Consider the following 1372-nt stretch of genomic DNA (forward strand, 5'->3'; position numbering starts at 1 on the left):
CGAGCCCCAGCCCCAGCAGGCGGCCGACCTCGCTGCCGACCATCTCCCCCTCGCTCAGCCCGCTGCCGAGCCTGACGCCGTCGAAGACCCGGAAACCCCGGTGAGCGCCGGGCCGCCGCCGGCGGTGCGATGATCGACCGGTGGTGGACTCGACGACGGAGGCGATCCGGTCGGCCTGGGCGGCGCTGGGCGGGGACCCCGGCGCCCTCGGCGCGGTGCGGCCGGCCGGCCCCGACGGGGTGCTGCCGGCCCGGCTGCCGGTGACCGACCTGGCCGTGGCGTGCGTCGCCGCCGCCGCGCTGGCCGCCCTGGAGCTGGCCCGGGCCCGTGGGGCCGGGCCGGCCGGGTCGCTGACCGTGGACAGCCGCGCCGTGGCGGTCTCCTTCACCAGCGAGCGGCACCTGCGGGTGGACGGGCGGGGGTTCAGCGGCTTCGCCCCGCTGTCCCGGTACTGGCCGACCGCCGACGGCTGGGTGCGTACCCACGCCAACTACCCGCACCACCGGCGGCGGCTGCTGGCCGCGCTCGACCTGGACCCGGCGGGCCCCGACGAGGCCCTGGTGGCCGCGGTGGGCGAGCGGGTCGGCGCCCGCCGGGCCGTCGCGGTCGAGGAGCGCGTCACGGCGGCCGGCGGGCTCGCCGTCGCCGCCCGCACGCCGGAGGAGTGGGACACCCATCCGCAGGCCGTGGCGGTCGCGACGGAACCCCTGGTCCGGCTGCGGGCCGACGCTCCGGCGGCGGCGCGCCCGGCGCCACCCGCGCCACCCGGGCTCCCCGCCGCCGGGGTACGCGTGCTCGACCTGACCCGGGTGATCGCCGGCCCGGTGGCCACCCGGTTCCTGGCCCTGCTCGGCGCCGACGTGCTGCGCGTCGACTCCCCCGGCCTGCCGGAGCTGGAGCCGCAGCACCTGGACACCGACGCCGGCAAGCGCTCCACCCTGCTCGACCTGGGCGGGGACGCCGACCGGGCCCGGTTCGCGGCGCTGGTCGCCGACGCCGACGTGGTGGTCACCGGCTACCGGCCGGGCGCGCTGGACCGGTGGGGCCTCTCCCCCGAGGCGCTGCGCCGGCACCGCCCCGACCTGGTGGTGGCCCGGCTGTCGGCGTGGGGCGGCACCGGCCCGTGGGCCGGGCGGCGCGGCTTCGACAGCCTGGTGCAGGCCGCCACCGGCATCGCCGAGATCGAGCGGCGGCCGGACGGCACACCGGGCGTGCTGCCCGCCCAGGCGCTCGACCACGGCACCGGGTACCTGCTCGCCGCGGCGGTGCTCCGGGCACTGGCGCGGCGCGCGCACGAGGGGGGCGCCTGGACCGCCGAACTGTCGCTGGCGCGTACCGCCGGGTGGCTGCGGCACGACCTGCCGGCCGCGTC

Annotated in this window: 1 protein-coding gene; it reads left to right on the forward strand. The window is 80.4% G+C overall.

Annotated features, from left to right (window positions below; translation table 11 throughout):
- Window positions 1-140: 140 nt before the first annotated feature.
- Window positions 141-1372, forward strand: a 1232-nt coding sequence (locus F8274_RS30625; RefSeq protein WP_255474597.1) for a CoA transferase, incomplete at its 3' end; no start/stop codon positions are given.

It is taken from the genome of Micromonospora sp. AMSO31t, from assembly GCF_008868175.1.
Classification (GTDB): domain Bacteria; phylum Actinomycetota; class Actinomycetes; order Mycobacteriales; family Micromonosporaceae; genus Micromonospora.